Origin of the sequence: Bacillus sp. FSL M8-0266 (assembly GCF_038613425.1) — a bacterium.
Lineage (GTDB): Bacteria > Bacillota > Bacilli > Bacillales > Bacillaceae > Bacillus > Bacillus pumilus.
Map to the genome: position 1 here is coordinate 3,134,639 of NZ_CP152015.1, position 25,977 is coordinate 3,160,615.

30 protein-coding genes are annotated in these 25,977 nt (G+C 42.2%); 8 read left to right on the forward strand and 22 right to left on the reverse strand.

The features are described 5' to 3' along the window. Positions 1 to 129: 129 nt before the first annotated feature. Together MKY83_RS16240 and MKY83_RS16245 are read right to left on the reverse strand one after the other, a co-directional pair. Positions 130 to 420, reverse strand: a complete 291-nt coding sequence (locus tag MKY83_RS16240) for an AbrB/MazE/SpoVT family DNA-binding domain-containing protein (RefSeq protein WP_342487488.1) — start codon at positions 418 to 420, stop codon at positions 130 to 132. A 26-nt stretch (positions 421 to 446) separates the two neighbouring features. After that, positions 447 to 680: a helix-turn-helix transcriptional regulator gene (locus tag MKY83_RS16245; protein WP_106067294.1), complete on the reverse strand. Its 234-nt coding sequence runs from the start codon at positions 678 to 680 to the stop codon at positions 447 to 449. Between the two features lie 153 nt (positions 681 to 833). Between MKY83_RS16245 and MKY83_RS16250 the strand changes: the two genes are divergently transcribed. From MKY83_RS16250 to MKY83_RS16260, 3 genes are all read left to right on the forward strand, one after another. After that, positions 834 to 1,238: a helix-turn-helix transcriptional regulator gene (locus MKY83_RS16250; protein ID WP_044138963.1), complete on the forward strand. Its 405-nt coding sequence runs from the start codon at positions 834 to 836 to the stop codon at positions 1,236 to 1,238. A gap of 130 nt (positions 1,239 to 1,368) precedes the next feature. After that, on the forward strand, positions 1,369 to 1,770 hold the full coding sequence (locus MKY83_RS16255; protein ID WP_106029330.1) for a helix-turn-helix transcriptional regulator: 402 nt from the start codon (positions 1,369 to 1,371) through the stop codon (positions 1,768 to 1,770). An 82-nt stretch (positions 1,771 to 1,852) separates the two neighbouring features. Next, the gene (locus MKY83_RS16260; protein ID WP_044138965.1) at positions 1,853 to 2,173 is read left to right on the forward strand and encodes a helix-turn-helix domain-containing protein; all 321 of its coding nucleotides are present in this window, start codon (positions 1,853 to 1,855) and stop codon (positions 2,171 to 2,173) included. Positions 2,174 to 2,253: 80 nt separating this feature from the next. Here the strand turns inward: MKY83_RS16260 and MKY83_RS16265 are convergent, their stop codons facing one another. From MKY83_RS16265 to MKY83_RS16280, 4 genes are read right to left on the reverse strand one after another with little or no spacing between them, the layout of a single operon-like run. Next, positions 2,254 to 2,943 (reverse strand): ABC transporter permease, encoded by a 690-nt coding sequence (locus MKY83_RS16265; RefSeq protein WP_065098005.1) that lies wholly within the window; start codon positions 2,941 to 2,943, stop codon positions 2,254 to 2,256. Positions 2,944 to 2,964: 21 nt separating this feature from the next. Then, entirely contained in the window at positions 2,965 to 3,882 is a 918-nt protein-coding gene (locus MKY83_RS16270) for an osmoprotectant ABC transporter substrate-binding protein (protein ID WP_065098004.1), read from the reverse strand. Between the two features lie 13 nt (positions 3,883 to 3,895). Further along, on the reverse strand, positions 3,896 to 4,549 hold the full coding sequence (locus MKY83_RS16275) for an ABC transporter permease (protein WP_003213477.1): 654 nt from the start codon (positions 4,547 to 4,549) through the stop codon (positions 3,896 to 3,898). A 13-nt stretch (positions 4,550 to 4,562) separates the two neighbouring features. Beyond that, positions 4,563 to 5,711 carry a betaine/proline/choline family ABC transporter ATP-binding protein gene (locus tag MKY83_RS16280; protein ID WP_003212926.1) on the reverse strand — a complete coding sequence of 383 codons (1,149 nt, stop codon included), beginning with the start codon at positions 5,709 to 5,711 and terminating at the stop codon, positions 4,563 to 4,565. A 269-nt stretch (positions 5,712 to 5,980) separates the two neighbouring features. Between MKY83_RS16280 and MKY83_RS16285 the strand changes: the two genes are divergently transcribed. After that, complete coding sequence (locus tag MKY83_RS16285) at positions 5,981 to 6,517, forward strand: GbsR/MarR family transcriptional regulator (protein WP_012011291.1); 537 nt, start codon at positions 5,981 to 5,983, stop codon at positions 6,515 to 6,517. A 55-nt stretch (positions 6,518 to 6,572) separates the two neighbouring features. Here the strand turns inward: MKY83_RS16285 and MKY83_RS16290 are convergent, their stop codons facing one another. Beyond that, positions 6,573 to 7,205, reverse strand: a complete 633-nt coding sequence (locus MKY83_RS16290; protein WP_113768096.1) for an NAAT family transporter — start codon at positions 7,203 to 7,205, stop codon at positions 6,573 to 6,575. A 117-nt stretch (positions 7,206 to 7,322) separates the two neighbouring features. On the opposite strand from MKY83_RS16290, the gene MKY83_RS16295 reads away from it, so the two are divergent. Next, positions 7,323 to 7,787, forward strand: a complete 465-nt coding sequence (locus MKY83_RS16295; protein WP_044138970.1) for a hypothetical protein — start codon at positions 7,323 to 7,325, stop codon at positions 7,785 to 7,787. 15 nt (positions 7,788 to 7,802) lie between these two features. Continuing rightward, positions 7,803 to 8,267: a GNAT family N-acetyltransferase gene (locus MKY83_RS16300; protein ID WP_080772914.1), complete on the forward strand. Its 465-nt coding sequence runs from the start codon at positions 7,803 to 7,805 to the stop codon at positions 8,265 to 8,267. A 22-nt stretch (positions 8,268 to 8,289) separates the two neighbouring features. Here the strand turns inward: MKY83_RS16300 and MKY83_RS16305 are convergent, their stop codons facing one another. The 13 genes from MKY83_RS16305 to MKY83_RS16365 all read right to left on the reverse strand — a co-directional run bounded on the left by MKY83_RS16305 (position 8,290) and on the right by MKY83_RS16365 (position 21,800). Beyond that, positions 8,290 to 8,571, reverse strand: a complete 282-nt coding sequence (locus MKY83_RS16305) for a hypothetical protein (protein ID WP_044138971.1) — start codon at positions 8,569 to 8,571, stop codon at positions 8,290 to 8,292. Then, positions 8,568 to 8,936, reverse strand: coding sequence for a hypothetical protein (locus MKY83_RS16310; protein ID WP_044138972.1), 369 nt, complete (start codon positions 8,934 to 8,936; stop codon positions 8,568 to 8,570). Before MKY83_RS16310 ends, MKY83_RS16305 begins: the two co-directional genes overlap by 4 nt. Next, positions 8,933 to 10,330 (reverse strand): hypothetical protein, encoded by a 1,398-nt coding sequence (locus MKY83_RS16315; RefSeq protein ID WP_044138973.1) that lies wholly within the window; start codon positions 10,328 to 10,330, stop codon positions 8,933 to 8,935. Before MKY83_RS16315 ends, MKY83_RS16310 begins: the two co-directional genes overlap by 4 nt. After that, entirely contained in the window at positions 10,302 to 11,069 is a 768-nt protein-coding gene (locus MKY83_RS16320) for an ABC transporter ATP-binding protein (RefSeq protein ID WP_044138974.1), read from the reverse strand. The genes MKY83_RS16315 and MKY83_RS16320 overlap by 29 nt, the downstream gene beginning before the upstream one ends. Positions 11,070 to 11,127: 58 nt before the next feature. Then, complete coding sequence (locus MKY83_RS16325; protein ID WP_044138975.1) at positions 11,128 to 11,397, reverse strand: hypothetical protein; 270 nt, start codon at positions 11,395 to 11,397, stop codon at positions 11,128 to 11,130. A gap of 257 nt (positions 11,398 to 11,654) precedes the next feature. After that, positions 11,655 to 12,947, reverse strand: coding sequence for a phosphopyruvate hydratase (gene eno, locus MKY83_RS16330; RefSeq protein ID WP_003212752.1), 1,293 nt, complete (start codon positions 12,945 to 12,947; stop codon positions 11,655 to 11,657). Between the two features lie 29 nt (positions 12,948 to 12,976). Beyond that, the gene (gene gpmI / locus MKY83_RS16335) at positions 12,977 to 14,512 is read right to left on the reverse strand and encodes a 2,3-bisphosphoglycerate-independent phosphoglycerate mutase (protein ID WP_003213111.1); all 1,536 of its coding nucleotides are present in this window, start codon (positions 14,510 to 14,512) and stop codon (positions 12,977 to 12,979) included. After that, a complete protein-coding gene (tpiA, locus tag MKY83_RS16340; protein ID WP_044138976.1) occupies positions 14,505 to 15,266 on the reverse strand; it encodes a triose-phosphate isomerase in 762 nt (253 codons plus the stop codon). The genes gpmI and tpiA overlap by 8 nt, the downstream gene beginning before the upstream one ends. Before the next feature lie 30 nt (positions 15,267 to 15,296). Further along, entirely contained in the window at positions 15,297 to 16,481 is a 1,185-nt protein-coding gene (locus tag MKY83_RS16345) for a phosphoglycerate kinase (RefSeq protein ID WP_044138977.1), read from the reverse strand. Positions 16,482 to 16,694: 213 nt separating this feature from the next. Then, positions 16,695 to 17,702, reverse strand: a complete 1,008-nt coding sequence (gene gap / locus MKY83_RS16350) for a type I glyceraldehyde-3-phosphate dehydrogenase (protein ID WP_044138978.1) — start codon at positions 17,700 to 17,702, stop codon at positions 16,695 to 16,697. Between the two features lie 30 nt (positions 17,703 to 17,732). Then, positions 17,733 to 18,770, reverse strand: coding sequence for a sugar-binding transcriptional regulator (locus MKY83_RS16355; protein ID WP_003212739.1), 1,038 nt, complete (start codon positions 18,768 to 18,770; stop codon positions 17,733 to 17,735). A gap of 314 nt (positions 18,771 to 19,084) precedes the next feature. Continuing rightward, entirely contained in the window at positions 19,085 to 20,500 is a 1,416-nt protein-coding gene (locus MKY83_RS16360; protein ID WP_044138979.1) for an amino acid permease, read from the reverse strand. A gap of 106 nt (positions 20,501 to 20,606) precedes the next feature. Beyond that, complete coding sequence (locus MKY83_RS16365; RefSeq protein ID WP_044138980.1) at positions 20,607 to 21,800, reverse strand: ornithine--oxo-acid transaminase; 1,194 nt, start codon at positions 21,798 to 21,800, stop codon at positions 20,607 to 20,609. A gap of 209 nt (positions 21,801 to 22,009) precedes the next feature. On the opposite strand from MKY83_RS16365, the gene MKY83_RS16370 reads away from it, so the two are divergent. Further along, the gene (locus MKY83_RS16370) at positions 22,010 to 23,452 is read left to right on the forward strand and encodes a sigma 54-interacting transcriptional regulator (RefSeq protein ID WP_319610338.1); all 1,443 of its coding nucleotides are present in this window, start codon (positions 22,010 to 22,012) and stop codon (positions 23,450 to 23,452) included. Positions 23,453 to 23,480: 28 nt separating this feature from the next. Here MKY83_RS16370 and MKY83_RS16375 read toward each other — a convergent pair whose 3' ends face one another. Then, complete coding sequence (locus tag MKY83_RS16375) at positions 23,481 to 24,218, reverse strand: FadR/GntR family transcriptional regulator (protein ID WP_106067297.1); 738 nt, start codon at positions 24,216 to 24,218, stop codon at positions 23,481 to 23,483. Between the two features lie 172 nt (positions 24,219 to 24,390). Beyond that, positions 24,391 to 25,689 (reverse strand): RNA polymerase factor sigma-54, encoded by a 1,299-nt coding sequence (gene rpoN, locus MKY83_RS16380; RefSeq protein ID WP_106067298.1) that lies wholly within the window; start codon positions 25,687 to 25,689, stop codon positions 24,391 to 24,393. 70 nt (positions 25,690 to 25,759) lie between these two features. Between rpoN and yvfG the strand changes: the two genes are divergently transcribed. Further along, a complete protein-coding gene (yvfG, locus tag MKY83_RS16385) occupies positions 25,760 to 25,975 on the forward strand; it encodes a protein YvfG (protein WP_003213121.1) in 216 nt (71 codons plus the stop codon). The last annotated feature ends 2 nt before the right edge of the window (positions 25,976 to 25,977 follow it).

Here is a 25,977-nt window from a genome sequence, read left to right on the forward strand (position 1 = left end):
CATGTCACGAAACATCAAAATAAAGATTCCCTCTATATTGTCGACTTTATTCGTTATTTTGATTCAATTTCATTCCAAAGAGTAGTATGCAGCATTTTTTATATGCAATTTTCGGTTAAAAACACGTTTTTAACGGGTTGCTTCTTCTTTCAATAGCTGTTTTAATTCTACTAACAAACGTTCAGCTCCTTCAAGACTCAGCATCACTTTCCCATTTCCATAGCTTTTGTTATACTTCGTCACTTGTCCAGTTAACAGGCAGCTCTTATCTGCATCATATTTTTTCAGCATAATGGTTTGATCTTCAATGAAAATTTCTAAAAACTGCTCTTCTTTAATATTGAGTACCTTGCGCATTTCTGAAGGCAGAACAATTCTGCCTAGTGAATCAATATGTCTGACCATCCCAGTTCTTTTCAACGACATTGCCTCCTTGATCATTTTGTTCATTGACTTTTGTCAACATCTTCATAGTAAAATAGATCTTCAAATTTTTTATCAAAGTAATGAATCATTTTGCCAATGACAAGCTGGCCTGGTTTCCGATGACCATTTAATACCCTGCTGAGTGTGGCAGGAGAAATGCCAATTTCATCAGCGAGCTGATTTAAAGACATATCGTTTTCGATCATATACTGCATGACAAAAGTCCGCCTGATCTGAATCTTTTCGACCATCATTACAACCTCCTATGGAATCAATATGTACAACGTGTAGGTGCTCACATGAAACAGATCTATTAACTTAAGTCAACACTTTTACCCCTCTGCTATTTCCTTTGGTCAATGATCATACTAAAATAAGTCATATACTGAAATGTGAGGTTCGATGTCATGAATCACTTTGGTGAACAATTACGCATTTTAAGAGAAAATAGAAAAATGTCTGTCAATCAACTCGCCATGTATTCAGGTGTAAGCGCTGCTGGTATTTCTCGTATTGAAAATGGAAAGCGTGGTGTGCCGAAGCCTTTAACCATAAAAAAATTAGCACACGCCTTGAAGGTGCCTTATGAGGATTTAATGCTGCTTGCCGGTCATATTGAACAGGAACAAGTTCATGAAATGAAACCAAAATATGAATCCGTGTTGAAAATCTATCAAACGGCGCTTCAAAAGGATGTAGAACATCTTCCCATTTTTGACGGAGACCTATGGGAAAGGCTATCCGCACAAGACATCAGCCAGCTGAATGAATACTTTCTCACGCTCATCAACCAAAAAAAGACGAACAAATAGCGGGGCATAACCCTAAGATACATTCACTATTAACTAATGTCAATATTTTCATGGTATACTTGTTGCCAATAGTCAACAAATCAAGTAAAATAGACATATCTAATCTATAACCATGTGAGGTTTTGCCTTGATGAACTTTGGTGCATACTTAAGAGCATTACGTGAGGAAAAGAAGCTGTCAGTGAACCAATTAGCGATGTATTCAGAGGTCAGTGCTGCTGGTATTTCTCGTATTGAAAATGGGAAACGCGGCATTCCGAAGCCTCCTACGATAAAAAAACTAGCCGGTGCATTAAAGGTCCCTTATGAGGAAATGATGCAGGCTGCGGGCTATATTGAGGAAGCCTCTTCTGTCCATCAGCTGAAGGAAGAGGAAACGGCATTATCCAAAATAAAGGAAGCCGCAACGCAATATGAACTTGGTGATCTCGAGCTATTTGATGGAGACATTTGGTCAACTCTTTCGAAAAAAGAAATAGAAGATCTTAACCGCTATCTGTTATTTATATTAAACAGCCGTTCGTCATCATAGAATGTTTTGATCATTGACAAGCTTTTAGAGCTGATTTATGACAAATTTACGGTATAATGAGTTCAGATTGGAGTGAAGAAAGATGAATCAATCTGACATATGCCCACGGTTTGAAAAAGCAGTTGAGTTATTGAGTAAACGCTGGGTTGCACTGATTGTTTTTCAGCTTCTCTCAAGTCCGCAGCGCTTTAGTGAAATTGAGGCCGCTCTGACAAATTTAAGCGGAAGAGTATTATCTGAGAGATTAAAAGAGCTGGAAGCAGCAGGCATTGTAAAACGGGAGGTTTTTGCTGAAACACCCGTGCGTATTGAGTATTCTTTAACTGATATGGGGCGTTCCCTTGCACCCGTTTTTGAGGAAATTTCGAAGTGGTCTACTGAATGGATCACGCTCGAATCATAAAATAACCGCATGTGAACTGCCTGATCATTATAAAACAACCTCCCTTACAGATGTAAGGGAGGTTTTGTCTTTTCAACCGCTTAAGCAGATGTCATGTTTTTTTCAGCTAATGCTTTTCTTTCTTTTTTCTTGTTCGTTGGGCTTAAATAGCGTTCAAGCCAGCCCATGACTAGGTCAGCGATAATGGCCATGAGTGCAGTTGGAATAGCGCCTGCTAAAATGATGGCTGTTCCGTTTGTGGCGTTTGATCCTCTGATGATGATATCACCTAGACCTCCTGCACCAACAAATGTCCCAATCGCTGTAATGCCGATGGCGATGACCAGTGCAGTTCTTAAACCAGCCATAATAACCGATAAAGCAAGCGGTAATTCAACCATTCTCAGCACTTGCCATTTCGTCATGCCCATCGCTTTACCCGCTTCTAAATAAGCATGTTCAATGCTGACAATTCCTGTATACGTGTTGCGGATGATCGGCAGAAGCGAATACAGAAAGAGTGATAAGATGACTGTATTTGCGCCAAGTCCTAACACGAGCATCAACACGGAAAGCATCGCTAACGCCGGTATGGTTTGAATGACGTTGGTAATGGCGAAGATCCAATTGCTCAGCTTACGGTAATGCGCCACAAAGATGCCTACTGGAATTCCGACTATCGCCGCAAACAGCACCCCATACGCTGACATGAGAAAATGCCGATAAAATTCTTCTAACACATATGAACCGTTCTGCTGATAATACGTCCATAATTGCTGCAGTGTGTCCATCAGCCGTGACACCTCCCCATCTTACTCAAAGTAATTGTGCTTTTCCAGGAAATTCTTCGCAACGGTGGCTGGTTCTTGAAGCTCTCCGTCGACTTGATAGTTCAACTCTTGCATTTGTTCTGTATCAATTTTTCCGATCAGTCTGTTGATCACCTTATCAAGCCCTGGGTTCTCTTTTAAAACTTTTTCCGGGACAACGGGCGATGCATCATATGGCGGGAAAAACCGCTTATCATCTTTTAAGATTTTGAGGTTATAGGCTTTGATTCGTCCATCTGTTGAATAGGCAAGCACAATATCCATTTTTTCATTTTTTAATGCATCGTAGACTAAACCAATCTGCATTGGATACGTGCTTCCAAATTCAATTCCGTATGTTTTCACGAATCCTTCATACCCGTCGCCTTTCTTTTTGAGCCATATATTATCGACACCGAACCGGTAATTCTTCGCATTCTTTTTCAAGTCAGAGACCGTTTCTAACTTGTTTTCCTTCGCCATCTTTTGCGTCACGGCAAAGGCATACGTATTATCAAAGCCATAGGAATCAAACCATTTGTAATCATAGCGTTTCTTAAATTCTTTTTGGACGATTTCCATTGCACGCTCCGGGTCTTTTTCCGCATCCATTCCAAGCGTACTTGTCAAATCTGTCCCTGTATATCTTGTCGCCGAAATGTCGATATCACCGTTTTCCATTGCTTTCTGCTGTACGGTATTGGAGCCTAAGTTTTTCACAATCGTTGTCTTTTTATCTGTGTAATGTTCGATGATTTCGCTAACCATATAGGCCATTATTTCTGATTCGGTAAAGTTTTGTGCTCCCACCCGCAGCGTATTGCCTGAGGAGCCGGCTAGTCCAGGAAGTGAACAGCCGCTTATCAATAGCAAGCATCCGGCAAGCAGTGCACTGATCCATTTTGTTTTTCGATTTTTCACATAAGCCAACTCCTTATGAAACTTCCTTCAATCCTTTTAAGCCTTCTGGTGTTACTTTTTTCTCCAGCTTCATCAATGTAAAGTCAATGATAACCGCTAAAATAGTGACTGGGATGGCACCTGCAATAATGTATTCCGGCTGGTATAGCTGAAGTCCAATCAAAATGTAGTCACCAAGACCGCCTCCACCGATAAAAGCAGCAAGTGTTGTCCAACCAATTAAATAAATCGTTGACGTTCGGACACCTGCCATAATGATCGGTACAGCAAGCGGAAGTTCCACAAGACGAATTTGCTCCCATGTCGTCATGCCGATCCCTTTACCGGATTCAAGCAGATTTTTGTTCACACCTTGGACGCCGGCATACGTATTTCTCAAAATAGGCAATACCGAATAGAAAAAGAGAGCAACGATTGCAGGTATTTTCCCAACCCCCAAAATAGGAATAAAAAATGCAAGAATCGCTAAACTAGGGAGTGTTTGAAAGATATTCACGACACCGATGACAAAGCCTGCGCCTCGTTTCATTCGCGTGAGAACGACGCCTAAAGGAACGGCAACGATAATTCCTAGCACGACAGCAATTAAGGAAATATATAAATGCTCCCACATTTTTGTGAGGAGTTCCCCACCATTTTTCTCTAGAAAATCGATGATTTGATCCATGTGTCCACCTCCCTTAGTTCATTTCAATGGCAGACGCTGGCGTATCGTCTCCCCAAATGGAGTCGTACACAACATCTACAAGACTTGCCCGTGTCACAATGCCTTTTAAATGCCCTTTGGCATCGACAACCGGTACATATTTAATACCGCGTATTAAAATTTTCCGAACGGTGTCTCTGAGAAGTGCGCCTTCTTGTACAGTATAGAACTCTGTATTTAGGATCTCACCAACGAAAGCCGCTTTTCTGCGGTTCGCATCAATTGTTTCAATATCGATATAGCCTTTTAACACATCATGTTCGTCTACTACAAGCAAGGAATCGACCCGCTTTTCTCTCATGATGTAGATGGCATCAGTCAACGTTTGTTCAACTGTAATGGTGACTGGTGACGTGTTCATCATTTGTTCTACACGTTCCATATTCGGATTTGATTGAAGCAGGCGTTCTTTTCCGATGAATTCTTCTACGAACTCGTTGGCTGGGTTACGCAAAATATCTTCAGGTGTGCCTACTTGGACAATCTCTCCATCTTTTAAAATCACAATTCGGTCAGCCAGTTTAATCGCTTCATCCATGTCATGTGTGACGAATACGATGGTTTTATTTAACGTTTTTTGCAGTTTCTTAAATTCTTCCTGCAATGTATCTCGTGTAATTGGATCAAGTGCACCAAATGGTTCGTCCATGAGGATCAGAGGGGGTTCTGCTGCCAGTGCGCGAAGAACTCCGATGCGCTGCTGCTGTCCTCCACTGAGTTCATGAGGATAGCGCTCTAAAAATTCTGGGCCCATGTCGACGAGCTTCAGCAGTTCGCGTGCTCGTTCCTTCCGTTTTTCTTCCGGCCATTTTAAGAGCTTCGGCACAAGTGAGATGTTTTGCGCGATGGTCATATGGGGGAACAGTCCAATTTGCTGAATCACATAACCGATTTCTCTTCTTAATTGAACTGGATCTTTTTTCATAATATTTTCTCCCTCGATAAAAATGTTTCCTGAGGAAGGTTCGATGAGTCGGTTGATCATCTTCATGGTTGTGGTCTTACCACAGCCACTCGGTCCAATAAAACAAATAAATTCTCCTTTTGCTATGTCTAAATCAATATTTTTGACAGCTTTTTTTCCACCTTTATACGTCTTAGATACATTCTCTAGTTTCAGCAAATGAGACACCTCCAATTAGTTGGATCTATATATTCAGAAAATTTACACCTTATTAATTATAGTGCAAACTTTATAAAATAAAAAGTTTATAATGTGTTTGTATTGCATAACATTTATATAAAATTTTCAGTTAACGACGTAATATCTAGATATCTCTCCTTTTTCCTCCAAATTACTAGCAATTACTCAATATTTATTGTTTTCATCAACAAACAGGTATATGATATATTGTGTTACAAATTGTCAGTCGTGAAGGGATGAAGCGGGGAGTGGACAAGCAAGCGCTAGGCGCCATTCAAAAAGCACAGGATCATTATATTGAAAAAGCTGCAGAGAACATGAATGCCTTTGGTCTTTCTTCTACAGTGGGTAGAGTGCTTGGTATCATTCACATGAACCGTAAACCAATGACGCTGGAAGAGCTATCAGAGGCGACCGGCATGAGCAAAACGAGGATGAGTCAAGTCGTTCGAGAAATGCTTGATTTAAATATTGCGGAAAAGGTTTATGAAAAAGGAATACGTAAAGATCTTTATGATGTTGAGCAAGATCAATACCAAACGTTTATTTCATTGTTTGCAGCCAATTGGACACGTGTTGTCAGTAAAAACCGTAAAGCACATAAGAAAACGTGCAAGGAATTGCAAGAGCTGCTTGAACAGGAAGATTTACCAGAAGAAACAGAGGATAAAATCAACCTGCTTCTTTCAGAAATCAAGGAAAGTCTTGATTACTATGATTGGATTAGCCGCTTAATTGAGTTCTTTGAAAGTGAAGAAGTATTTAAGCATGTGCCGAAACCTTAAAAAAAGCTGTTTTATTTTACATCATTGTAGAAAAAAACAGCTTTTTTATATACACTTATGATATAAACATCGGAAACATCCCTTTTAAGCCTGCGCCGATCATTTCAACTGCCACTACAGCCAGAATTAATCCCATCAAACGCGTCACGACATTCATCTCTGTTTTCCCCATTTTTCGCATAATAAAACTTGAATAATGAAAGGCATAATACGTCATGGCAAGAACGATGACAATGCCGATTAAAATCGAAAACATGTGGAGCATCCCTTGACTTCCAGGGGTTAAACTCATTACTGTAGCGATTGTACCGGGACCAGCGATGATCGGAATGGCGAGCGGCGTAACGGAGATATCTGACTTCTCTTTGCTTTCTGCCTTTTCCTCCGAATGAGGATTTTGGACGTGTGATTCTTTTGCATTCAGTAAATTGTAAGCGATACCAAAAATAAAAATACCACCAGCGATGCGGAGTGCATGAATATCGATTCCAAACAATTTGAAAATGAGCCTGCCTGCCAATAGAAAGGCAATCAAAATAATAAAAGAGACCACGATGGCTTTTTTGGCTGTCTGGGAGCGCTCTTTTTCTGTATAGCCCTCTGTTAAGGTGATGAAAAGAGGTACGTTTCCTATGGGGTTTGATACAGCAAATAATGAGACGACAACATGAATCATAAAGGAAATCAACAGACACCCTCCTTTTTGCATAGTGTCTGCCATTCTGATGTGAATATGCCCTTGTGATGTTAAAACCTGTATATCTTTAACCGATGATAATAGAGGTTTAAAGAAAGGGGTTCACACATGAAGAAAACAATGACGATCATTCTTCTTTCTGTAGCAGTTATTGCCTTAGGTGGCTGGATTGTTTGGCAGCAGCAGACCATCGAAAAAGCAGAGAAAACACACCAGCAAGAAAGCAACACGAGCGATCTGAAGCTCTCGCAGTTAACATCAGATCAAACAGATATGAAGCATAAAAACGATGAACAAAAAAAGCAAATAGCCACCGTCACAAAAAAGCTCAAAAAAGAAAAGAAAGCCTATGAAAAAGAGGTCAAACAGCGTAAAGCGCTTGAGATAAAAGTCGACCAGCTTCAAAAAGAGCTGACGGCAGCAAAAGCCACTGCTCAAGCAAATAAGCAGACCACTCAGTCTACAAGGAAACCAACTGTCAAAAAAGACCCGAATGTCACTCATCATCCTCCCTCTCAGTGGGTACAGGACCAATATGATTGGGGCGTGAAACAAGGGTATATTAAAGAATAGAAAGGATGAAAAAATGTGATACAGATTCGGCCATTATCTCATGATCAATCTCTCCCTATGGATCTTTTACTATTAGCTGACCCTTCAAAGGAAAAGGTTCTCGCTTATGTGCAATCCGGCTCTTGTTATGCCGCCTTTCATGCACAGGAAGTGATTGGTGTCTATGTGCTATCATCGCTCTCTCAGCATTCAGTGGAAATCATGAATGTTGCTGTGAAGGAGTCATGGCAAGGAAAGGGAATTGGGAAGCAGTTGATCCGCCATGCGATCGCTGAAGCGAAAGCCACTGGTTTTCATACGATTGAAATCGGCACAGGCAACTCGAGTATTCAGCAGCTCGCACTTTATCAAAAATGCGGCTTCCGCCTAACATCGATCGATCACGATTTCTTCCTTAAGCATTATGATGAACCAATTTATGAAAACGGGATTCAGTGTATGGATATGGTACGGCTGTCTCTCACATTTCAAGCAGACTGACTATTTGTTCAGCCTGCTTTTTTTATGCTCTTCGTTTCTTCATAGCATGAATCACATATTGAATGAAAAAATAAAGCACAGCGCCAGCTAAAAAGCAGACAACGCATCCAAAAAGCGTCGCCTCAGAGCTGAATTGATACTCTTCAATTTTCATAATATAAAATGGCATGCCAAACAGCGTTGGACTTGATTCAATATGATTGACCTCTAGCAGCAGTAAAAAGACAGGGGTCATAAACACAGAAAATATATACAGCATCGCAAGTGTTAAGCCGCTAGAAAACGAATGAAATACTTTGATCATCTCTTTCTCTCCTTCATCTCTTTTAAACTGGCTGTGATATTTTTCCCGTCTGGGCAAGCTGGATGCAGCATCACAGTGTTCAGTAAAGAAAAAAACAGCAGCTGATGACTCACCGGATGCTTCCACATTAAGAAAAGCACAATCGAGCAGAGCACCGGAAACAGCGGACCCGCAAGTGCCACCATCAGATTAAAGCTCGGCCTGGCAAATGTCTCATGGACGATCGCCACATGCTTCCAATCAATCGTGACCACAAAATCAAAGAGCGGTCTTTTTTCAATTTTGTTGCACACCATGATCATCAGCATATGACCGAGTTCATGAATGAGCACAACCGCTAGTAAACTAATGACAAGCCCCATCATCGCAATATCGGCCTTTTTAACATCACTGCATATATACAACTGAAAAAGGCAAGTGAACCAAGCAGATAAGCGGTGGCGAGTAGAGACATATTAGATGACAGCCACTCTAATAAAAGCATATCGATGAAGCTGAATACAGCAATCATCATCACGATGACAAACAGTTTATTAAAATCACTGATTTTCACGACAAACCCCGTACAGGCTGCCATGACGGTCATGAATAAAATGGACAAACTCGCCAAGCCATGACCTTCACTTTCAATACCGATCACCAAATAAGCAAGGCCAATATACACAAAATAAATGAGTAAATTGATTGCGTAATAAAATAAAATTCTCGACAATATATACGCGCCCTTTGATGTATTTAACATAAAGATGGCCCGTTGATTGATATGATATTCTCTGCCAATCATCAGCGGAAGCATAATCAATATTTCCTTTAACGCAAACTGCACAATAAAGGCATACAGCCATCCAGTTTCTTCCGGCGTAAAAACAAATGGCAGCCCAATCGTCAAACAAACGAGAAAGAGGAACAAAATGCCTTGTTCTTTAAAAACAGCTGATCGGATGAAATAGACCACTTCCTGCCGCAAATGCGTCAGAAAGGAAGAGTACGTCCTAATTTTCTGGTAAGAAAATGACTTTACCTCTGTTTTCAGCTGCAAAAACATTTGATGAACATAGCAAGCTGCTAAGCCCTTCACCCATAGCCAGCCAGCGCTTAGAAGAATCACCAGCAACGTCAGATAGACAGCCGGCCATACATGGATCATCTCCACTGCTTTTTGAAAAAGAAGAAATATGAGTACTTGAAGTGCCGCAAAGCCGATTGTTTGTAGCAGTAAATGCTCCTTTGTTTTTGATACGAAATGACTTACACCGATCCGCATTAGCATCCATGAAGAGAGCGTATAAAGTGCCAATATGCCGCATGTGATGCAAACAACGATGATCCAATACAGAGATGGGGTGACACCCGTGATCAAAAGACCTAATACAATCGGTAAAAAAAGTAATCCAGCCATGAGGAAGCAAAAAAGCACTGGAAAGAAATACGCACAAAGGACAAAGGGTACACTTTGTATCGCACTGTTCAAAAAGTAGAATTGATATTCTTGGCGCTTCAGTTTATTGCGGGATAACACAATCCCTGCTCCTAATAGTAAGAGCGACATTTTGACAAATTGGAGGTATAGCGCAGCTGGCTCACTTTCACCTGCCTGCATGTAAAAGCGCAGGCTGATGACAACGTATATTGCATAGATGAGCAAGAAAAAAACGGCAGCTGCGAGAAGCTGCAAAGGATACTTTTTTCCAAGCTGCTTTCCTTTCGTTGTCAGCATGCCCCATTCGATTTTATGAAGAACGTGTCGTGTCCAAATCATTGAGTAACCTCTCCACCTGCATATAGTAATCTCGATTTACTTCTTTATAAATCTCTTCAAGTGCCTGATGAGGAAATGTCTCATTCGTTTCTTGGCGGGACATATTCAGCTTCACGTCACCATTTCTTAAGATCATGAGATGATCATATAATGTATCACCAAAGCTCAAATGATGAGTTGAAATCAGGATGCCAGCGCCTTGATCTCTCAGCTTCATGAGCACCTTTTTTAAGATGATCATCATATCTGGATCAAGTCCGTTCGTTGGCTCGTCGAACACATAATAATCACATGGTCTGAGAAGCTGCGAAATGATCTGTGTTTTTTTTTGATTGCCATGGGACAGCTGAGCGATTGGCTGATCCATATACGGACTCAGCTCAAACAAATCGGTGAATGTCTCTTCACGTGTGGCATCTTGCTCATGTGGCAGCTGAAGTAATTGAAAGTATTCCCTCGGTGTTAAATAATCGAACAACGCATGATCGTCAGAAATATAGGAAACATGTTTTTTCAAAAGGGAAATATGAGCTGAGGATTGAAGGTTCAGCTGTTCACCATGTAAGGAAACGTATCCAGTAAATGGCGTCAGCCCAAACATAGCTTGAATCATCGTTGTCTTTCCTGCACCATTATGCCCTAAAAGAAGCATCGTCTGGCCTTTCTCCACGTTCATTTGAATATTACGGAGAGAGAAGGTGCGGCTATACGTTTTTTCTTGTAATTGTAGTGACAGCATCATATCCCTCCGTTTGTTTCAGATGGAACAGATGACCTTGCATCTGTTCTCATCCCTGTTAGAAACCGCATTGGATTTTAACGTACATGCCTAATAATTTGAACTCTCCTAAAAATTTGGAGCCCTTTCCAAAGGTCTTACATGCCCAAATCAATGCTCCAAGTGAAATAATGCCCAATATAGCGGCAAGGACATAAATCCAAAATGCGTTTTTCTGTACATTCTTAGAAGTTAGAATTCGTTGCTTCCTTTCATCATATGCCGCCAGTAGCTGAAGGATATACATATACACACCTACTGGAAAACGAAGGCTAAAAGGATTCAGCATCTCATCACCCCCTAATATATGTAAAATGATACCATCCCACATACAGAAAACATAAGTTCATTTCAGATCATATTTTTAGTCGATTTTTCATGATCTATTGCTTATAAATGGTGGAGTTGCGCGCTTTCCCTCTGACTGAAGGACGATTTTTTACAAAAATAGGATGTGACTATTGAAACAGCTGCGGGATCTCATTCAACACAAAAAAACGCTGCGCCCACTCTGATATAAGAGCGGAACGCAGCGCGTTGCTGGCATTATTTATTCAAGTTATAGAATGTTGCAATGCCGTGATATTGTGCTGTTTCAGCCAATTGATCTTCGATGCGAAGTAATTGGTTGTATTTCGCCACACGGTCCGTACGAGACGGAGCACCTGTTTTGATTTGTCCAGCGTTTGTTGCAACAGCGATGTCTGCAATTGTGCTGTCTTCTGTTTCACCAGAGCGGTGAGAGATAACAGCTGTGTATCCTGCACGTTTTGCCATTTCGATTGCATCAAATGTTTCAGTTAATGTACCGATTTGGTTTACTTTGATTAGGATTGAGTTACCAACGCCGTTTTTGATTCCTTCAGAAAGCTTCTTCGTGTTTGTAACAAACAAGTCATCTCCTACTAGCTGAACCTTGCTGCCAAGGCGCTCAGTTAATAGTTTGTGACCTTCCCAGTCGTTTTCATCAAGGCCGTCTTCGATCGAGATGATTGGGTATTTCGATACCATATCTTCATACCAGTCAACCATTTCAGCAGATGTTTTCACAACACCTTCACCTGATAAATGATATTTACCGTCTTCTTTGTTGTAGAACTCAGAAGATGCAGCATCCATTGCAAGTTTCACTTCTTCACCTGGTTTGAAACCAGCTTTTTCAATCGCTTCAACGATTGTTTGAAGTGCTTCTTCGTTAGAACCAAGGTTTGGAGCGAATCCACCTTCGTCACCTACAGCTGTGTTTAAGCCTTTTGCACTTAATACAGATTTCAGGCTATGGAAGATTTGTGCGCCCATGCGAAGTGCTTCACGGAAGTTCGGTGCACCTACAGGCATAATCATGAATTCTTGAATGTCTACGTTGTTATCCGCATGCTCTCCGCCGTTGACGATGTTCATCATTGGCACTGGAAGCGTTTTGGAGTTGAATCCACCAAGGTATTGGTAAAGTGGAATTTGTAAGAAATCAGCAGCCGCACGTGCTACAGCGATAGATACGCCAAGGATTGCGTTTGCGCCTAATTTCCCTTTGTTTTCTGTTCCGTCAAGTTCGATTAACATTTTGTCAATTGCTACTTGTTCAGTGACATCAAAGCCTAAAAGCTCTGGTGCAATGATTTCGTTTACGTTGTTTACAGCTGTCAGAACACCTTTTCCAAGGTAACGGTCTTTGTCTCCGTCACGTAGTTCTACTGCTTCATATTCACCAGTAGAAGCACCACTTGGTACTAGTGCACGGCCAAAGCCGCCAGATTCTGTGTAAACTTCTACTTCAACTGTTGGATTACCGCGAGAGTCTAATACTTCGCGTGCATATACGTCAACAATGTATGGCATCGTTATTTCTCTCCTTTTGAATCAATTTGTTATTTCTGAATCAATGATGTTCCTGTCATCTCTTTTGGTTTTTCAAGACCAAGTAAGTCTAAAAGCGTTGGAGATAGATCGGCTAGAATGCCGCCTTCTCTAAGCGTTGCACCTTTTTTCGTTACGATGACTGGAACAGGGTTTGTCGTATGTGCAGTATGCGGCTTTCCTTCTTCGGTAATCAGCACGTCTGCGTTACCGTGGTCTGCTGTGATGATGGCATGTCCGCCTTTTGCTAGGATTGCGTCGACAACAGCTCCTAAGCACTCATCTACTGCTTCAATGGCTTTGATTGTTGGCTCGAGCATACCTGAATGACCAACCATATCCGGGTTAGCAAAGTTCAGGATGATCGCATCATGCTTGTCAGCATTGATGTCTGCAACAAGTGCATCCTTTACCTCATAAGCGCTCATTTCTGGCTTGAGATCATAGGTTGCCACATCTGGCGAATTGATCAAGATGCGGTCTTCACCAGGAAATTCTTCTTCACGTCCACCACTCATAAAGAACGTCACGTGAGGATATTTCTCTGTTTCAGCAATCCGCAGCTGTTTCAATCCATTTTGCGCTAGCACTTCTCCTACTGTGTTATCCAAATTCACTGGTTTGAAGGCAACATAGCCATCAACTGTTTCACTGAAGTGTGTGAAGCAGACGAAGTGTAAATTCTTCGGATGTGCTTCTCCGCGATCAAACGAGCGGAAATCTTCATTTGTGAAGGTGTTCGAAATTTGAATCGCACGGTCTGGGCGGAAGTTATAGAAAATCACAGAATCGCCGTCGTTTACTTTTGCAACTGGCTCACCATTTTCTCTCGTGATGACAGATGGAATAACGAATTCATCGTAGATTCCATTTTCATAGGAGTCATCAACGACATCATAGATGTTTTGATAACTTGGGCCTTCACCATACGCCATCGCGCGATATGCTTTCTCCACACGATCCCAGCGTTTGTCACGGTCCATTGAGTAATAGCGTCCAGAAAGTGTTGCCACTTCTCCGACACCGATTTCTTTGATTTGTTCTTCAAGCTGTTTTAAGTACACTTTGGCTGTCTTCTGACCAACATCACGTCCGTCCAAGAAGCCATGAATGTATACCTTTGTTAAGCCTTCTTTTTTCGCCAGCTTTAGCAGGGCAAAGAGATGTTGAATGTGGCTGTGCACACCGCCGTCTGACAGGAGACCGAATAAATGAAGGGCCTTGTCATTCTCTTTTGCATAAGTCATTGCCTCTAGGAACGTTTCGTTTTTCTCAAATTCCCCATCACGAATGGCAACATTCACTCTTGTTAAGCTTTGATACACAATGCGTCCTGCACCGATGTTCAAATGCCCAACTTCAGAGTTCCCCATTTGACCTTGCGGGAGGCCTACTGCCTCACCAGAAGCCGTTAAGGTTTGATGCGGGAATTCGTTCCAGTAGCGGTCGAAGTTCGGTTTCTTTGCTTGGGCAACAGCGTTACCAACTGTTTCGCCTCTTAAACCGAATCCGTCTAAGATGATTAATGCAGCTGGTTTCTTACTCATATTGACCTTCCTCCAATAATTGAACGAAAGACTGAGGTTCTAAGCTTGCGCCGCCTACCAAAGCACCGTCAATATCGGATTCTGCCATATATTCTTTAATATTCGCAGGTTTCACGCTTCCGCCATATTGAATGCGAAGGCTGTCTGCCGCTTCTTGACCATATTCGCTTGCAACCGTTTGACGGATATGCGCACAAACGTCGTTTGCATCTTTCGCTGTAGAAGATTTCCCTGTACCGATTGCCCAAATTGGCTCATATGCAATAACAGATTCAGCGACTTGCTGAGTTGTTAAACCAGCTAGTGCTTTCTTCACTTGATCAGCGACAAGTTCATTTGTTTTGCCGGCTTCACGCTCTTCAAGCGTTTCACCTACACAGATAATAGGAACGATGCCATGCTTGAATGCAGCATGTGCTTTTTTGTTCACTGTTTCATCTGTTTCAGAGAAGAATTCACGGCGCTCTGAATGACCGATCACTGAGTAGCCGATGCCAAGATCTTTTAGCGCAGCAGGGCTGATTTCACCAGTGAATGCACCATTTTCTTCAAAGTGCATGTTTTGTGCACCAATTTTAAGGTCTGTTCCGTTAGAAAGGCTGTTTAGCTTTTCAAGGAAAAGGGCTGGCGCACAGACAATGGATTCCACTTTGTCAGGAGATGGAATGGATGACTTGACTTCTTCAACGAAGCTAACCGCTTCGCCAAGTGTTTTGTTCATTTTCCAGTTCCCAGCTATAATTGGTTTTCTCATGATTGACACTTCCTTATAGCAGTTTTGGTCTTATTTATCGTTTAATGCAGTAACACCTGGAAGCTCTTTGCCTTCCATAAATTCAAGTGAAGCGCCGCCGCCTGTAGAAATATGGCTCATCTGATCAGCAAGACCAAATTTCTCAACAGCTGCTGCTGAATCTCCACCGCCAATGACAGAATATGTATCTTTTGCTTCTGCCAGTGCTTCTGCGATTGCTTTTGTTCCTTTAGCGAATGCGTCGATTTCAAATACACCCATTGGTCCGTTCCAAACAACAAGTTTGCTGTTTTTAATAACATCAGCGTACTTGCCTATTGTCTCTGTTCCAATATCAAGTGCTTCTAGATCACTTGGAATTTCAGAGATTGGCACAATGCTTGTATTCGCATCATTTGAAAAGTCGTCGGCTACCAGAACATCTGTTGGAATCAGGAAGTTCACGCCTTTTTCTTTTGCTCGGTCCATAAAGGATTTCGCTAAATCTACTTTGTCTTCTTCTAATAAAGATTTTCCTACTTCGTGGCCTAGTGCTTTCACAAATGTGTAAGCAAGTCCGCCGCCGATGATGAGGTTGTCCACTTTATCAAGAAGACTTTCAATCACACCGATTTTATCCTTTACTTTGGCGCCACCAATAATCGCTGTAAATGGGCGATCAGGGTTTAAAATGGCTTTTCCTAGAACCTCAAGCTCTTTTTGCATGAGGAAGCCCGAAACAGCCGGAAGATATGCTGCAATACCAGCAGTGGATGCATGTGCACGGTGTGCAGCACCGAACGCATCATTGACATACACATCGGCTAAATCAGCAAATGCTTTTGATAGTTCAGGATCGTTCTTTTCTTCACCAGGATAGAAACGAACGTTTTCAAGCACTAACACATCTCCTTCTTTTAAGTCAGAGATTTGCTTTTTCACGTTGTCGCCGTAAGCTTCATCCGCTTTTTTCACTTCTTGTCCAAGAAGCTCTTGAAGACGTTTCGCTACAGGTGTCAGACGCAATTCTTCAGTAACTTGACCCTTCGGACGACCCAAATGACTAGCTAATAGTACCTTTGCGCCTTGTCCTGTTAAATACTCAATCGTTGGTAATGCTGCGCGAATACGAGTATCATCCGTCACTTTTCCGTCTTTCATTGGAACGTTAAAATCTACGCGGCAGAACACAACTTTACCTTTTACGTCAATGTCTTTTACTGATTTCTTATTCATGCTCGTCAGGAGATCCTCCTTTATTCTGGTTTCCTTACGCATTGGACAAGTCTCTCTTTATCCTTTTCCCATTTTGCCCTCATCAAAACGAGAAATCGTGCAGAACGGATAAAAACAGAGAAAAAGGGAAAGGGATGCTTCCCCTTCCCTTGTCCGTCTTCATTATATCGTGTCTCTAGGAAAGAACCAAGTGAGTTCCTTCAGTGTGAGAAATTAAAGACCTTGTTTTGCAATGTAAGCTGCAAGGTCAACAACGCGGTGAGAATATCCACTCTCGTTATCGTACCAAGAAATGACTTTCACCATGCTGCCTTCCATGACCATTGTAGAAAGAGCATCGATTGTTGAAGAGTTTGCATTACCATTGTAGTCACTAGATACTAATGGCTCTTCGCTGTAGCCAAGGATTCCATTAAGTTCTCCTTCAGCTGCTTCTTTAAGTGCTGCATTTACATCTTCAACAGTTACATCTTGGTTTAATTCAGCCACAAGGTCAACTAAAGATACGTTAGGTGTTGGAACACGCATAGCGCCACCGTTTAATTTACCTTTAAGTTCAGGCAATACAAGTGAAACAGCTTTCGCAGCACCTGTAGAAGTTGGGATGATGTTTTCCGCAGCTGCACGAGCACGACGGTAGTCTTTGTGCGGAAGATCAAGAATTTGTTGGTCATTTGTGTATGAGTGAACTGTTGTCATCATACCGCGTTTGATACCAAATTTATCGTTAAGTACTTTTGCAAATGGAGCTAAGCAGTTTGTTGTACAAGATGCATTAGAGATGACATCGTGGCTAGCTGCATCGTATTTGTCTTCGTTTACACCCATAACGATTGTGATATCTTCTTCGTTAGCAGGAGCAGAGATGATGACTTTTTTAGCGCCAGCTTCTAAGTGTTTTGCAGCGTCTGCACGTTTTGTGAAGAATCCAGTAGATTCAACAACGATTTCTACGCCTTGTTTACCCCAGCTTAATTTCGCAGGGTCACGCTCAGCTGATACTTCGATTGTTTTACCGTTCACTACTAAGTTTGTACCGTCTACAGAAACTTCTGCATCTAGTTTTCCGTGAACAGAGTCATATTGTAAAAGGTGTGCAAGCATGTTAGCGTCTGTTAGATCGTTAACCGCTACTACCTCAACTTCAGGATTGTTTAATGCTGCACGAAATACGTTACGTCCAATACGTCCAAATCCGTTAATACCGACTTTTACTGCCATGATGTTTCCTCCTTTTATAGGTCACAATGTTTATATTGAGGGATCAATTGACTCCCTTAATAACTCTTTTGCGGCTCCTTCGTCTGTGACGAGAACCGTTCGGCGGGGTTTTTTGAAATAAGCTTCAATGGCCCCTGCCTTTGATGATCCACCTGCAACAGCAATGATGTGTGGAATGCTTTCTAAATCATCTAGCTGCATGCCGACGGAGTGCACTTTGTGGACGACCTCACCATCACGATTAAAGTAATAGCCAAAGGCCTCTGTCACTGCGTCATGCTCATCAATCTTTTTTAAATCTTCAGCTGGTGTGTTTCGTCTCATCGCCATTGTTTTTGCTTCACCGATTCCATGAATGAGCATCGTGGATGATTTGATCGTTTGAAGCACTTCTTTGACTGACGGCTCTTCAATAATGGAAGAGTAAGCACCTTCTGACAGCTGTCCTGGAACAAACAGCAGTTTGTAAGTACCGGAAGCTTTTTCAGCCATGTGGGCACAAATGGTGTTTGCCTGATTTTTTACATTCTCCCCAAGACCGCCTCTCGCAGGGACAAACATCATGTCTCTGTTTTTGGCATCAGGGGTCATCATTTCGGCAACGGCTTCCATCGTCGTTCCCCCAGTGACGGCGACGATATTATTTCCAGTAAACCTTTTTTTCATACATTGGACAGCAGCTCTTCCCATTTCTTGCTTCACCCACGGGGATTCGTCACTGTCACCAGAAACGATCACGACTTCTTCTAGGCCTAACTTCCTCTTTAATGTATTTTCCAAAAAGGTTAAACCTAAAACGTCTTTCATCATTCCTTCAAGCATTTCAAGCAAAGCGTGGCCTTCACTCGTCAGCATCATGCCGCTCGTTTTGACATCCAGCAGATTTTGTTCTTTTAAAAACTGAACTTCAGCACGTAAGATGCGCTCACTGAGACCAAGACTCGTCGCAAGACTTCTGCGGCCGATTGGTTCAGCTAATCTGATGTACTGCAAAATGTCGTAGCGTTTTTGCATAACGATGAGAAGATCTGGCAATAATTTTTTTTGAGCTTCCAATAAACGATTCATGGCTAACGACCCTTTCTTTTCACGTTGGACTAAAAACGTCCCACTGTGACAAAAAACGTCCCGCCACAGCCAAAAAAAATCAAACCCTGCTTTCTTTAATTATTTTAACAGGATCATCTTGCATTTTCAACTATTACAAACACATTTAGACAAAAAATAGACACAATTTTACCGATAGCCTGCTTGTCATCAAGGTTCTTGCTATGATATTTCTTTTCAAAATATTTTATTTTCTTCTATATTGAATGAATTCATCAATGAAAGTGTGCATGCGTAAGAGGTCCGCATGCACATTTTTTTGATATAGTCGTCTTTTATGTTTTTGGGATTCCTTCCTCTTCGGCAAAACGCTTTGCCTCTTCCTTCGGTTTGATTTTGAGATAATAAATGATGTAGCAGGCTGCCATGAACGGAACGCCGCAATAAAGGCCAATCCGCTGATTCTCAATAAAGAATAGGCTGATGAGCACGATGCCAAATGCGATGAAGCCTGCTAGTGGGACAAATGGATAGAGCGGTGTACGGAAGACGAGATCCTTTACATCTCCACCATCTTTTATGAATTGTTTTCTAAAGAAATATTGAGACAAACAAATGGACATCCACACCACAACAAGAACCATTCCAGAAATCGAAATAAGCCACACATACACCGTTTTTGGTGCCACAACACTTGTAAGCAGAGATAGAGCGGATACACCCATTGTCACCAATAATGCATTGATCGGGATTTTACGCTTGGACAGCTTTTTCGTAAAAGCAGGTCCTTTCCCGTCCTTTGAAAGCGACCAGAGCATACGTGATGACGCATATAATCCAGAGTTTGCTACAGATAAGACAGCGGTGATGATAATAAAATTCATGATATCTGCGGCATATGGGATGCCGACCTTGTCCAGCACGACCACAAACGGACTGTCGACAGCGCCTGCTGTCTGCCATGGAAGAAGTGCTGCCAGAACCGCAATTGATAAAACGAAAAAGACCATCGTTCTCCAAATAATATTCCGTATTGATCGAGGCAATGTTTTTTCAGGGCTTTCACTCTCACCTGCTGCGATCCCTACAAGTTCTGTTCCTTGGAAGGAGAAATTGACCGTGACCATGGTTAATAAAATAGCAAAAACACCATTAGGAAATAGTCCGCCATGATCCGTCAAATGACGAAATAAAGGGGCTGGTTCTCCGCCTTTCAAATGAATCATTCCGAAAATTGCGCCAATTCCGATGATAATAAACAATAGGATGGCCGCAACCTTGATAGCTGAAAACCAAAACTCCGTTTCAGCGAAGCTGCGAGCAGAGATGGCATTCACGGCAAATAATATCACGCTAAATGCTAGACACCAGAGCCAAACCGGGATATCTGGAAACCACCTTTGGAGCAATATGCCTGCTGATGTAAACTCCAGACCAATCGTACACGCCCAGCTAAACCAGTACAGCCAACCAATCATAAAGCCTGTGGACGGGCCTATATATTTGGTTGCATATTCCTGAAAGGAACCGGCTGTTGGCATCGCCACTGCTAATTCTCCAAGACACAGCATGACCAAATACATTAACAGTCCGCCAATGATAAACGATAGAATGGCTCCCCCCGGTCCTGCCTGATGGATAATCAATCCTGATCCAAGGAAAAGGCCCGTACCGATGACGCCGCCTAAGGCAATCATAAAAAGATGTCTGCTTTTCATGGAACGCTCTAGTTCATTATGCTGTTCTTGCATCAAATCCACTTCCCCACTTTCCCTCTTCTATTCAGCATCCTTTGACAAAATTCGCTGTTCGTTGAAAAAGAAAGGGAGAAAGTGAAGCTTCCTCCCCCTTTGCCATTTAAGCTTGAAACAGTGCTTCAATATGACCAATCGCCCAGTCTAAATCTTCTTTTGAAATAGTCAGCGGTGGTGCAAAACGGATGACTGTTTCATGAGTTTCCTTACATAACAAACCTGCTTGCTTCAGTTTTTCACAATAAGGTCTAGCTGCCTCTGTCAGCTCCATGCCTATAAATAGTCCGCGGCCGCGCACTTCTTTAATCACAGGACTTTGAATGCGTGCCAATTTGTCTTTGAAGTATTCACCAAGCTCCATAGAGCGGGCTGCAAGCTTTTCGTCGATTAAAACATCCAGTGCAGCAAGCGACACCGCACACGCAAGAGGATTTCCTCCAAAGGTAGATCCATGAGAACCAGGGTTAAATACGCCTAAAATATCACGGTTTGCTACAACACACGAGATTGGGAATACTCCGCCGCCTAAAGCTTTCCCAAGAATCAGCATATCTGGCTCAATGTCTTCCCAATCACACGCAAACATCTTACCTGTTCGTGCTAACCCCACTTGAATTTCATCCGCAATGAACAGCACATTTTCTTGCTCACAAAGCGTTTTGGCATCTTTCAAGAAGCCTTCTGGCGGCATGACAATACCCGCTTCACCTTGAATCGGTTCAATGAGGAAAGCCGCTGTCTGTGGTGTGATAGCTTCACGTAACGCTTCTATATCTCCGTAAGGAATCAACTTAATTCCAGGAAGCATTGGGCCGAAACCTCTTTGGTATTCTGCTTCTGAGGAAAGAGACACAGCCGTCATCGTTCTCCCATGGAAATTGCCAACACACGCAATGATTTCTGCACGATTCTCTTCGATTCCTTTCACATCATAGCCCCAGCGTCTCGCTGCTTTTACAGCGGTTTCTACAGCTTCAGCACCTGTATTCATTGGCAGTGCCATGTCTTTATTCGTCAGTTTGCAAATTTTTTCATACCAAGGACCAAGCTGATCATTATGAAAGGCTCTCGACGTGAGTGTCACGCGATCTGCCTGTTTTTTGAGCGCTTCAATAATGCGGGGATGGCGATGTCCTTGGTTCACTGCGGAATACGCACTCAGCATATCCATATATCGATTGCCTTCAGGGTCTGTCACCCACACTCCCTCAGCCTCTGAAATTACAATTGGCAACGGATGATAGTTTGCCGCTCCATATTGTTCTGTTTGTTGAATCAATTCATTTGTCTGTGTCATCATCTATTCCTCCTTCTGTAAGGTAGCTTTTTTCAATTGGGTTCATCTTCATCCATATGTTATGCAAGGATCGTGCCAACTTTCTGACCGCTTGATCATAAGGGTTTACCTCATTCATTACGCAAAATATCTTTGCATGCGCAAAATTTTTTAGAGGAAACTGCAAAATTTTTCATGTAAAATAGAGGTAACGTCAGGAGGTGGCGCAAGTGAAAAAAGATATGCATACCGCAAAGCTTGAAAATGAGATTGATTTATATAAACAAATGCTCGATTTAATTGATGTCGGGGTTCACGCCATTGACGAGAATGGCAATACTGTTGTTTATAATAAAAAAATGATGGAAATTGAATCATTGAAACGCTCAGATGTTCTCCATAAAAATGTACTCGATTTCTTCGCGTTTCAAGATGAAATGCACAGTACACTTGTCCAAGCGCTGCGTACCGGGAAACAAACCGTACATGCCAAGCAGACGTATCATAATTACAACGGAAAAGAAATCACAACGATTAACCATACATACCCGCTCGTTCGATACGGTCTCATTCAAGGGGCTGTTGAAATTTCGAATGATGTGACCAAGCTGGAACGGCTGATTCATCACAATATGAAGAAAAAAGGAAGCACCCGCTTTACCTTCGATTCTATTATTGGACAAAGCCCTGCCTTTTTAGAGGTGATTGAGCATGCGAAACGAGCGACACGCACCTCTTCCTATGTGCTCATTGTTGGCGAAACTGGGACTGGGAAAGAGCTGTTTGCTCAAAGCATTCATAACGGCAGTAGCCGGTCATCTGGACCATTTATTACCCAAAATTGTGCGGCACTGCCTGATAATTTGATTGAAAGCCTGCTCTTTGGTACACAAAAAGGGGCTTTTACGGGAGCAGCTGATCAGCCTGGCTTATTTGAGCAGGCGCAAGGAGGAACCTTGCTTTTAGATGAGATCAACTCATTAAATCCTCATCTTCAAGCAAAACTACTGCGCGTCTTACAGGAGAAACGTGTGAGAAGGCTAGGAAGCACAAAGGAAATTGCTGTTGATGTAAGAGTGATTGCCAATATGAATGAGGACCCTGTGGATGCAATCGCAGGTGGACGTATGCGCAAGGATTTATTTTATCGTCTCGGTATTGTCACCTTATTTATTCCGCCGCTTTCTGAACGAAAAGAGGACATTCCTACGTTTGTGAATCATTTTATTCAAAAATATAATGAGCTGTTTCAAATGAAGGTGAAGGCGGCTGATGAAGAGGTACTTGCCCTTTTTAAGGCGTATCATTGGCCAGGCAATGTAAGAGAACTTGAGCATGTGATTGAGGCGGGGATGAATATGATGATGGATGAAGACGACTTAAGCATGCATCACCTTCCCTATCATTTTAGATTTAAACACGGGGAAGACCGTCCTAAGGCGCAATTGCAAACAAATTCTTTGCAGCAAACCGCAGCTGCTGACACCTTTGTGTATACAAGCCCAGAACAGACGACTGATTTCCAAACCCAAATGGAACGATTCGAAAAACAATACATCGTCCATTACTTAGAAAAAATGGACGATAATATTTCACAGACTGCAAAGTTATTGGGCATGAGCAGGCAAAGTCTGCAATATCGAATGAAAAAGCTACATATTTCTCGGCAATAATAGAGCTGTGCCATCATTTCGGCACAGCTTATTGTGTATCTGTTTGTTCTGCTGGTTTTTGCAGCACATCACCGAGCAGATTTTCTACATTTTTCAAATGCGTAAGCATCGCTTTCTCTGCTTCTTCTGGCTGCCTTGCAACGATGGCTTTGTAAATTTGTTCATGTTCTTCGTAAAGCTTCCGAATGGAGGCTTTCGTTGAGAATAACACGACTTTTCTCGTTTCCCGCATCGTTTCTACTAACAAGGATGAGACCTGATTCATTAACACCTTTAATACATCATTCTTCGAGGCTTTGGCTAAGGCGAGATGGAAGGTGAGATCTGCCTCTTCACCAATTTCTTCATGGGCTTCTGCCAGCTTCATTTGTTCAAGTGCATCACGCAGCTGATGAAGGTCATCGTCCGTCCGAAGCAGCGCCGCCTTTTTGACAGCACCTGTTTCAATAATGGTTCTCACTTCAAGGAGCTGCCTGACATCATGCTGCTTCATTAAAAATGCAGGAGATAAAGAAAATGCGAGCTGTTCAGGATCGAACTGCTTCACATATGTGCCCTCCCCTTGCTTCATCTCTATTAATCCGATCGCTTTGAGAGCAGACAGCGCCTCTCTCACAGCGGAACGGCTGACTTGAAAGTTTTCTGAGAGCGCTTGAACCGAATCTAATTTTTCTCCCGGAAGAAGCTCACCAGTGCGAATGGATTCGATTAATGCATCCGCAATTTCTTCATATATTTTTTTGGTTTTGATTTGTTTATATTTCAATTGGTCTCACCTCATCACTGTTGTCTATCCTTTTCGGCTCATGCCCTATCTTATACTTTACCCCAAAATTTCCGTTCACACGTCTCCCCGATTTAATTTTCAAAAAATCTTCTATGTGCCTCCCTTTCAACAAAAAAGAAGCACCTGCCATGTTTCTGGCAAGTACTTCTTTTTAATCATAGCGCTTCCGCAGTGTAGATGATGGAAGATTCATTTGTTCACGATATTTCGCAATGGTTCGGCGTGAGACTCGAATGCCAAAGGTTTGCTGAAGCTGCGTCATCATTTGCTGATCTGAATACGGTTTTTTCTTATTTTCCGTTTGGATCAGCTCGGCAATGTACGTCTTGACTGTGTAGCTGGATGCCTCTTCCAGTGAGGGCCCTTCTAGCTTTGCTTGGAAAAATTGCTTCATTTCCATGAGGCCATAAGGGGTTTGCACCATTTTCCCTTTCACCGTTCGGCTGACTGTTGACTCATGCACTTGCAATATATCTGCGATACGTTTCATCGTAAGCGGTTTCATTTTATGTTTCCCTGTAAGGAAAAAATCTGTCTGGTGTAAGATAATCTCACGAACGACATGGGTCATCGTTTGTTTTCTTTGCTTCAGCGCTTGGAGAAGCCAATTGTACTGTTGCTCTTTTTCCTTTAGATACACATATGCTTCATGCCGCTTTCGGTCTTGAATCATAGCGAAGTATCCTTCATTCATTTCAACGTCTGGGAAAGCGCGCTGATTCAGCTCAAATGCGATGTGGTCTTGCACGACAGTAATCGTCACATCCGGCTCTATATACACATGGTCTTCTTCGTATGAGAAATGGATGCCTGGTCTTGGTTCAAGCTGCGACACCTCATCTTGTACCGCTTGAAGTGTTTTCATGGAAATACCTGTTTTCGCCGCGATTTCCTTCCATGCCTTTCTTGCAAAGAGAAAGAAGTGCTCATCGATGATCAGCTCAGCTTCATACCAGCGCTCCTTTTTTCTTCTCAGCTGAAGCAGGATGCCTTCTTGTAAAGATCTTGCGCCAATACCGGCAGGCTCTAGCGATTGAAGCTGATGAAGGACGGCTTCAACTTCTTCAGCTGACACCTTTAAGACTGCTGCCATCTCGTCAACTGGTTCATTTAAATAGCCATTGGAATCAATGGACTCGATCATAAAATGAAAGATCCTTTGATTCTTTTCACTTAAATTCAAATCAATGGCTTGTTTCTTTAAATACATTTGCAGGCTTTCTTTTTGATGCGTTCGATACGGCTCTGTCATTCGGTCTTGAGATTTTTTATGATAAACTGGTTGATAGCTGTCCGTGTCTTTCCGCTCAATCAGAGGGTTCTCAAGCGCTAACTGGTCAAGATACTCGCCAAGCTCAGTGCTATTCAGCTGGAGCAATGTAATGGCCTGCCTGAGTTCTTGTGTGAGCACCTGCTTTAATACTTGTTCTTGTTGCAGATTAAGGCTCATTGTCTCCCCTCCCTCTCATCATTTTACATGAAGATTGACGGACCGTATATACGAAATAGGAGTGATTCCCATGTCTGAACTTTTTTCCGTTCCATACTTTGTTGACAACTTGAAACAACACATCGCCATGAATCAAAATGAAGACAAGATTCATGCCATGAATGCCTATTACCGCTCAGTGGTGTCAACGCTTGTACAAGATCAGCTGACCAAAAATGCTGTGGTTTTGAAGCGAATTCAGCACCTTGATGAGGCGTATCAAAAGGTGAAAAAAGAAAGCGAATGAAC